We start from the raw sequence: 7,288 nt of genomic DNA, 5'->3' as shown, positions 1-7,288 counted from the left end.
GGGCGTCGATGGGGTTCGGGAAGTGCTCACAGACCATGTCGAGCACGACGTCCGAAAGCGGCGTCCGCTCGTGGAGTTCCTGCCGCTTGTCGGCCCGTTCGAGTTCGATGATTTCGCCGAAGTCCATCCCGGTGCGCTGCATCGACGGCATCGAGACGCCCCACTTGTAGAGGGCGGACCCGAAGCCGACGGTGCCTTCCTCGACGGAGACCGTCCAGTCCTCTTCGATTTCGTCCATCTCCTCGGTCATCCCGCGGATGAGCTCGTTGACGTCGGCGATGACGCCAAGGAGTCGTTCCTGCATTTCCTCGGGACCTTCCTGCAGTTCGGAGATGAGGCGGTCGACCTTGTTGATGAACAGCGTCGGCTTGACGCCCTCACGGAGCGCCTGCCGGAGCACCGTCTCCGTCTGGGGCATGGCGCCCTCGACGGCGTCGACGACGACGAGCGCGCCGTCGACGGCACGCATCGCCCGAGTCACGTCGCCACCGAAGTCGACGTGGCCCGGCGTGTCGATGAGGTTGATGAGGTGGTTCTTCTCCTCGTACTCGTGAGTCATCGAAACGTTTGCGGCGTCGATGGTGATGCCGCGTTCCTGTTCGTCCTCTTCGGTGTCCATCGCGAGCTGCTCGCCTGCGCTCTCCTCGGCGATCATGCCCGCACCGGCCAGTAGATTGTCGGTCAGAGTGGTCTTCCCGTGGTCAACGTGGGCAGCGATGGCGATGTTCCGGATGTTCTCCGGTTTGTCCATCAGCCGTTCGCACTCCTGTACGATCTTCTTACGTCGGCCCATTATACAGTCAGTTTTCACCAGCAGAGTGAAAAGGGTAGTGTTTCGCCGCGAGCGGGCGTGACGCGGTAGCAAAGCGCTCGTTCGCGGCAAGGCTCGGAAGCCGAGTCTGCGAGGCTTCCGATGTTTTGACGCGGTCAAAACCCGCGTTTTCGGGAGGTGCCCCGTGTTTTCGTCCCGCACGGTACGGGTTCACGCCCCCGAATGTCCGTCGCTGACTTGCCGAGAATCGTCACGTCCCCGGCCAGAGCCTCCCCTTCCCTTCGGCATACGTAAGAGTCAAACGGCAACAGCCCCTGTGAAGACATGACATGGATGTTCGCGTGACGGGATGTGGGCCGGCGGAGCCGTTTCTAAGCGCTCGTGACGTCTTCGAGACGGAGTACGAGCTCACGCTGCCGGTCGACGTCGAGATACGAGAGAACCCCGACGAGCGAACGGTCGCGGGCCACTACGACGACCACCACGAACTGCTCGTCTCCCAGCGAGCCGCCACCTCGGCGATGGCGCGAGAACTCGCCCTCCACGAGTTCGCCCACATGGCTCGCTACGAGGAGGAACACCCCTCGCACGTCCAATCGACCGAGGAGGCCCTCTTCCTCGCGTTGGCCGGCAAGAGCGTCGAGCGGCGGAAGCTGGCCCACTGCTATCAGATCGCCAATCACATGAAGGATATCTACGCCGACGACATCACGCTCGATATCGGGCCGACCGAGAAACTGGTCGCCTTCATGGAATCGTCGCTCGCCAGCGCCGTGGCTGATTCCCCGCCGGCCGCGCCCGGCGACTGGCAGCGCTGGACGGGGGGCGCCGACCCCGAGATCACGGCGGTCAACGCCGCCTTCGCACTCGCGCTCCTGGAGCGACACGACGCCATCGAGCGGGACCACCGGCTCTACGACCTCGCCGACGCCGCCGCGGCGGACGCCCCCGGTATCTCGCTCGCGGCATTTAAAAACCACTTCCAGTCGCTACGACGGGACCCCGACGAGTCGGAATACCGGCAGGCCCTCGTCGACGTGACCCGGGAGTACGCCATCGACGGCGGGCAGGCCGCCGATTGAGAACTAGTTCTGGACGATACGCACCAGTCGGTCGTCGCCCTCTTTCGGGAAGGCGTCGGACGCGCGACCGTCCCGATTGGAGGTGATCGCATAGAGGTCGCCGTCCGGCCCCTGCTCGACGTGTCGAATCCGGCCGAGTTCGTCCTCGAAGAGGGGGTGGACGACCGCGTCGTATTCGGGGTGTTGCCAGTCGGCCTCGAACCGTCGGCCGCCGATATCGGGGGCGTCGCCGTCGAAGGCGGTGACGGCGTTGACGCGCTGTGAGATGAGCCCGCCCGTGACGAAGCGGTTCCGCAGGGCCGGCACCGATTCGCCGGTATAGAAGACGCCGCCGCAGGGCGCCCACGAATCGCCTGGGCCGGTGTTGACCAACGGGTTCACGACGTCGTCGTGGGCCGCATAGGAGTCGTATTCGTCGTCGTTCGGGCCGCCCCGAACCGACGGCCAGCCGTAGTTTCCGCCCGATTCGAGGAGGTTGATCTCGTCGCGGCCCGACGGCCCGTGTTCGGGGGCGATGGGCGTCGCGTCCGGCAGAAACGAGATGCCCTGTGGGTTCCGGTGGCCGTAGCTGTAGACGCGAGGGGCCTCGAAGCCGGGGTTGCCGTCGGGAGCGGTTCCGTCCGGTTCGAGCCGGAGGATTTTGCCCGCGAGGCTGCCCGTATCCTGCGGGCCTGACTCGAGGTTCGCATCGCCCGTGGTCACCCACAGGTAGTTCCGTGGGCCGAAAGCGAGTCGAGAGCCGTTGTGGATGATGCGATGGCCGGGGATGTCGTCGAGAATGACTGTCTCCTCGTTGCCGTTGTCCATGTCGTAGAAGACCAGCCGATTGCGGTAGTCCTCCTCACCTGCTTGATAGGTGTAGAAGGCATAGAGGACGGGCACGTCGGGGTAGTTCGGGTGTAGCGCGATGCCGAGCAGGCCGCCCTCACTGCCGCCGGCCCACCAGCCGCCTTCCTCGTCGGTTTCGATTGCGCTGGCGTGGTCGATGACGGCGTCGGGTTCGGCGACCGCCTCCAGTTCGCCGGCACTGTAGTGGCTGATGCGACCGACGCGTTCGGAGATGAACACCTCGCCGTCCGGCGCGAACTCGATGTCCCACGGGATTTCGAGCCCCTCGATGATCGTCTCAGTTCCGAAGGAGGCCTCCAGCGGCGATGATTCGGGGGCCGACCAGTCGGGGTCGTGTCGGTCCCAGTCGTCGATGGAGTGGTCGACGGAGAGGTCGTATTCGGAGTCGACCGGTTCGGTCTCGTCGAAGGGGTCGAGACAGCCAGCGAGGGCGAGGGTGCCGGCCGTCCCGGCGGATGCGAGGAACCGTCGGCGGGTGGCAAGCGGGCGCATATCGGTTGCTATGGGGCGAGCCGCTAAAGATTGCTGATACTGTCGCCCGTCCGCGAAAACGAAAGAGAGTGGTGACGAACGGTTAGCGAGCGGCCGCCGCGACGCGCTCTTGTTCTTCCTTCTGGCTGATGGGGTAGGCCTGCAGGTCGTAGTTGGCCGCGCCGGTGAGCTGGCTGGCCAGCGCTTCGGCGGCGGGCGTCGTCGTCTTGAACGACCCGCTGAGCGTGCCCTGGGCGATGAACTTCAGTGCCTGGTCGACGCGCCGCTGGGGGGCGACGTCGACGGCCTTCGGGACCGAGATGCCACCGTACTTCAGGCGGACGGTCTCTTCCCGCGGGCCGGCGTTCTCGACGGCCGTCACGAGCACCTGCACCGGATTCTCCTCGGTGCGCTCGGCGACGAGCTCGAAGGCCTCTTTGACGATGTTGGTCGCCTTCTGCTTCTTGCCGGTGTTCTCCTCGGTCTGCATGAGCCGGTTGATGAGCCGCTCGACGATGGAGATCTCCGACTTCTTGAACTGCTTTTCCGAGTGGCGACCCATCGTGTGGGCGATGGGCGTGACGGTGATGTACCGACGCGTCGAGGGATCGGAGTACTCGATGCCGTCGACATCCCATTCGCCGAAGAGCTTGGCCGACACGCGCTCGTCCTCGGTGGAGGCGGGCGCGTCGGGTTCGGGTGCTTCCGAGCTCATTATCGGACCGGTTTCTCCGCGTTCCCGCGGACGAGTTCGATCAGGGAGACGCCGTTTACCTTCTCGACCTTGTAGTTGACACCCGAGAGGTCACCCATCGCACGACCCTTGGCCCCACCGATGCCGGCGATGGTGACCTCGTCGTGCTCGTCGATGAACGAGATCGCACCGTCACCGGGACAGAAGGCGGTGACCTGCTTGCCGTTCTTGATGAGCTGCACCCGGACGCATTTCCGGATGGCCGAGTTGGGCTGCTTTGCTTCGATACCGACCTTCTCGAGGACGATGCCCCGACCCTGCGGGGCGCCCTCGAGGGGGTCGGACTTCTTGCCGAGTCCGCGGGCACGGCGCGCGTAATCCGAGTCGGACCACCGATGCTTCTGGCGGTCCTTCTTGAGTTTCCGCGCGGCGTATTTGCCGTTCGCCATAGTGCCAGTAGCTTCCCGACGGAGCTACTTAAGCATCCCTTTTCGGAACAGCGGACGTGAGCCACCACCACGGCGCAGTATCCCGACGAACGCGTCTGAAACGGCCACGACCTCGAAGCCACCCCAACCGGCGAGTTTCGGCGTCGTCCGTCACAACGCGAAGGTTTAGATTCCGTGCGAACGCATACCAAGATGCGATGTCCTCCAGCAGCGACCGGCGGAGCGTGCAAAAAGTGAGCTCCGAGTGGTGGCGTCAGGGCAGTTCGATCTCGTCCACGTCGAAGTGCCGCTTCGCCAACCGTCGCGCGAGGTCGATGTTCCGGCCGTCCTTGCCGATGGCGACGCCGACGTCGTCGCGGTCGACCTCGGCGTAGGCGACGGTGGTGTCGTTCTCGGAGATGGTGACGTTGTAGACGGCCGCGGGCGCCAGCGCGTTGGCGACGAAATCCTCGGGTGTGTCGGCGCCCTCGACGATCTCGACGTTGCGGTCGATCTTGGCTTCGAGTTGCTGGACGTGCTTGCCGCCGGGGCCGATCGCTTGGCCCATCGTGCCGGGCGGGACGACGAAGACGATGCGGTCGTACTCCTCGTCGACGATGCAGTCGGTGGCCGCCACGTCGGTTTCCTCGTCGAAGAGGGCGATGTACTGTCGTGCCTCGTCGGTTAGCGTGACGGCCATGAAGAAGTGGTAGGCGTGAGTAGGTTAGTCGTCGGCGGATTCGACCGATTGCGTGGCACCCATACGGAGGTCGACGTCCCCGGTGCCCAGTTTGATGGGCTTGCCGACGATGACGTTCTCGGTGACGCCGTCGAGTTCGTCGACCTCGCCGTGGATGGCCGCATCCAGCAGGTGGTTGACCGTGACCTCGAATGCGGCGCGGGCGAGCACGGAGTCCTTGTTGCCGGAGATGCCGTGGCGGCCGATGGACTCGATCTCGCCGTTGTTGGTCATGATGTCGGCGACCAGCATCAGGTGGCGGATGTTCACGTCGTCGAGACCCTGCTCTTCGAGCGTGTTCATCGTCTCCTCGATGATGGCCTCGCGGGCCGCCTCGATGCCGAGGTTGTTGCGGATCTCGTGGATGTTGTTACACGTCGTCCGCGAGGCGTCGACGCCCTCGATGTCGAGGACGTCCTTCAGCGACGAGCCCTCGGTGTAGAGGACGAACTCCTCGCCCTGCTCGGTTTCCTCCTTCCGGATGACGACGCGGCTGATGTCCTCGATGCCCTTGAAGACGATCTCGCGCAGTTCCTCGACGAGCTGGAGGAGCTGGCGGTAGGAGGGCTGGTCGGGGCCGAACTCGATGAGCGTCGGTTCGGGCTGGACCGTCTCGACGCCGAGTTTGGATTCGATGGTGTCGGCGATCTCGCCGGCGACCTCGTCGGTGTTCGGGACGGTCGGCCAGCGCTCTTGGAGCGTCTCCTCGTTGAGGTCGATCTGGACGAGCATGTCGGCGACGTTCGTCGAGACGTCACCCAACGCGAGGATCTTCGTGGCCTCGATCTTCCAGACGACCTCGTGGGCGCGGTCCCGCTCTTCGGCGTATTCGTCTTCGAGGTGGACCGTCATCATCGGCGTGTCGGGCGTCTTTCGGGCGTCCACCAGCTCGATGAGCCGGGGCAGGCCCTGCGTGACGTCGATCTCCGCGACACCGGCGTAGTGGAACGTGTTCATCGTCATCTGCGTTCCGGGTTCGCCGATGGACTGGGCGGAGACGGTACCGACAGGGTCCAGCGGGTCGACGCGGGATTCGAGGTACTGGGATTCGACGGCCTCGACGATCTCCGCGGCGTGGTCGACGGTCACGTCGCTTCGGTCCCCGATGGTCGCGTACAGTTCGTCCTTCAGGCGTCGGGGCAGGTCGGTGCCCTCGACGATATCTTCGATTTCGTCGGTGATCTCAGTCATCGGATTCTACCCCCTTGGCGGAGTCAGCCCGCCAGCGCTCGCCGTGCTCCGAGAGGTTCGTCTCGAATTCCTCGATGCCGAGGAACTCCTGTTTCTCCTGTTCGGTGGCGAACTCCTCTTCGACGATGCGGTCCGTGATGGACTCGATGTCGATGTCGAACTCCTCGCTGGAGGAGACCCGAACCGGCGAGGTGCCGTCCTCGCCGAACTCGAACTGGACGATGGTGTCGGAGGTGTCCCGAACCGTGCCGTCGTACTGCGCTTCGAGTTCCGAGAGGGCGTTGATGAGCCGACGCTGCAGGTAGCCGGACTTGGAGGTCCGGACCGCCGTGTCGACGAGGCCCTCGCGGCCACCCATCGCGTGGAAGAAGAACTCCTTGGGCGTCAGGCCGTTCCGGTAGGAGTTCTCGACGAAGCCGTGGGCGTCAGCCGACAGGTCGTTGCGCTTGAAGTGGCTGAGGGTGCGGTCCTCGTAGCCGCGGTTGATACGCTCGCCGCGGACTGCCTGCTGGCCGACACAGCCGGCCATCTGCGTGAGATTCAGCATCGACCCACGCGCGCCGGATTCGGCCATGACGACGGCGGGGTTGTCGTCGTCGAAGTGGTCGTCGGCGATGTCACCCGCGGAGTCGCGGGCCTTGCCGAGCGTCTGCATGATCTTCATCTCCAGCGTCTCGTCGACCGTCCGCCCCGGCAGCGATTCGAGCTCGCCGTCGTGGTAGGTCTGGATGAGCTTCTGGACGCGGTCGTAGGCGCCGTCGATGGCCTCGGCGATCTGCTCTTCGGCCTCTCGCTCGATGGATTCGTCGTCGATACCGATCGAGAACCCGAAGTGCATGATCGAGCGCATCGCCAGCGTGGCGACCTCGTTGACGAACACGCGCGCTCGCGTGTTGCCGTAGACCTTACAGATGGTGTCGACGACTTCGCCGCCGAAGGCACCGGCGGCGTCCTCGTCGATGGTCCCGGAGACGAGTTCGCCGTCCTCGATGAGCACCGTGTCGCCGGCCGAGGAGGTGAACTCGAGGTCGAGCCCCTCCGGCAGCAGCTCCGAGAAGATGG

General features: G+C 64.9%; 7 protein-coding genes and 1 pseudogene. 1 reads left to right on the top strand and 7 read right to left on the bottom strand.

Annotated elements, in window-relative coordinates; translation table 11 throughout:
* A partial coding sequence (locus tag V5A53_RS11355; protein ID WP_332313726.1) for a GTP-binding protein occupies positions 1 to 793 on the bottom strand: 793 nt, incomplete at its 3' end.
* A 308-nt stretch (positions 794 to 1,101) separates the two neighbouring features.
* Here V5A53_RS11355 and V5A53_RS11350 point away from each other — a divergent pair.
* On the top strand, positions 1,102 to 1,854 hold the full coding sequence (locus V5A53_RS11350) for a DUF5781 family protein (protein WP_332313725.1): 753 nt from the start codon (positions 1,102 to 1,104) through the stop codon (positions 1,852 to 1,854).
* A gap of 3 nt (positions 1,855 to 1,857) precedes the next feature.
* Here V5A53_RS11350 and V5A53_RS11345 read toward each other — a convergent pair whose 3' ends face one another.
* The 6 genes and pseudogenes from V5A53_RS11345 to V5A53_RS11320 form a co-directional block, all read right to left on the bottom strand.
* Positions 1,858 to 3,195 carry a PQQ-dependent sugar dehydrogenase gene (locus tag V5A53_RS11345; RefSeq protein WP_332313724.1) on the bottom strand — a complete coding sequence of 446 codons (1,338 nt, stop codon included), beginning with the start codon at positions 3,193 to 3,195 and terminating at the stop codon, positions 1,858 to 1,860.
* An 82-nt stretch (positions 3,196 to 3,277) separates the two neighbouring features.
* Positions 3,278 to 3,889, bottom strand: a complete 612-nt coding sequence (locus tag V5A53_RS11340) for a 30S ribosomal protein S7 (RefSeq protein WP_332313723.1) — start codon at positions 3,887 to 3,889, stop codon at positions 3,278 to 3,280.
* Positions 3,889 to 4,317, bottom strand: a complete 429-nt coding sequence (locus V5A53_RS11335) for a 30S ribosomal protein S12 (RefSeq protein WP_178289723.1) — start codon at positions 4,315 to 4,317, stop codon at positions 3,889 to 3,891. Before V5A53_RS11335 ends, V5A53_RS11340 begins: the two co-directional genes overlap by 1 nt.
* A gap of 253 nt (positions 4,318 to 4,570) precedes the next feature.
* Positions 4,571 to 4,996 (bottom strand): NusA-like transcription termination signal-binding factor, encoded by a 426-nt coding sequence (locus V5A53_RS11330; protein WP_332313722.1) that lies wholly within the window; start codon positions 4,994 to 4,996, stop codon positions 4,571 to 4,573.
* Between the two features lie 24 nt (positions 4,997 to 5,020).
* The gene (gene rpoA2, locus V5A53_RS11325) at positions 5,021 to 6,226 is read right to left on the bottom strand and encodes a DNA-directed RNA polymerase subunit A'' (protein ID WP_332313721.1); all 1,206 of its coding nucleotides are present in this window, start codon (positions 6,224 to 6,226) and stop codon (positions 5,021 to 5,023) included.
* Positions 6,219 to 7,288 (bottom strand): annotated as a pseudogene (locus V5A53_RS11320) (DNA-directed RNA polymerase subunit A'); the annotation flags it as partial. The gene rpoA2 and the pseudogene V5A53_RS11320, both read right to left, overlap by 8 nt.

The sequence above is a fragment of the Natronomonas sp. genome (assembly GCF_036625485.1).
Lineage (GTDB): Archaea > Halobacteriota > Halobacteria > Halobacteriales > Haloarculaceae > Natronomonas.
This window is presented reverse-complemented; position numbering and strand designations above follow the sequence as displayed.

Excerpts from the sequence above, each read along its gene's own strand:
- V5A53_RS11350 (WP_332313725.1), top strand. The coding sequence starts at position 1,102 with ATGGATGTTCGCGTGACGGGATGTGGGCCGGCGGAGCCGTTTCTAAGC.
- V5A53_RS11345 (WP_332313724.1), bottom strand. The coding sequence starts at position 3,195 with ATGCGCCCGCTTGCCACCCGCCGACGGTTCCTCGCATCCGCCGGGACG.
- V5A53_RS11340 (WP_332313723.1), bottom strand. The coding sequence starts at position 3,889 with ATGAGCTCGGAAGCACCCGAACCCGACGCGCCCGCCTCCACCGAGGAC.
- V5A53_RS11335 (WP_178289723.1), bottom strand. The coding sequence starts at position 4,317 with ATGGCGAACGGCAAATACGCCGCGCGGAAACTCAAGAAGGACCGCCAG.
- V5A53_RS11330 (WP_332313722.1), bottom strand. The coding sequence starts at position 4,996 with ATGGCCGTCACGCTAACCGACGAGGCACGACAGTACATCGCCCTCTTC.
- rpoA2 (WP_332313721.1), bottom strand. The coding sequence starts at position 6,226 with ATGACTGAGATCACCGACGAAATCGAAGATATCGTCGAGGGCACCGAC.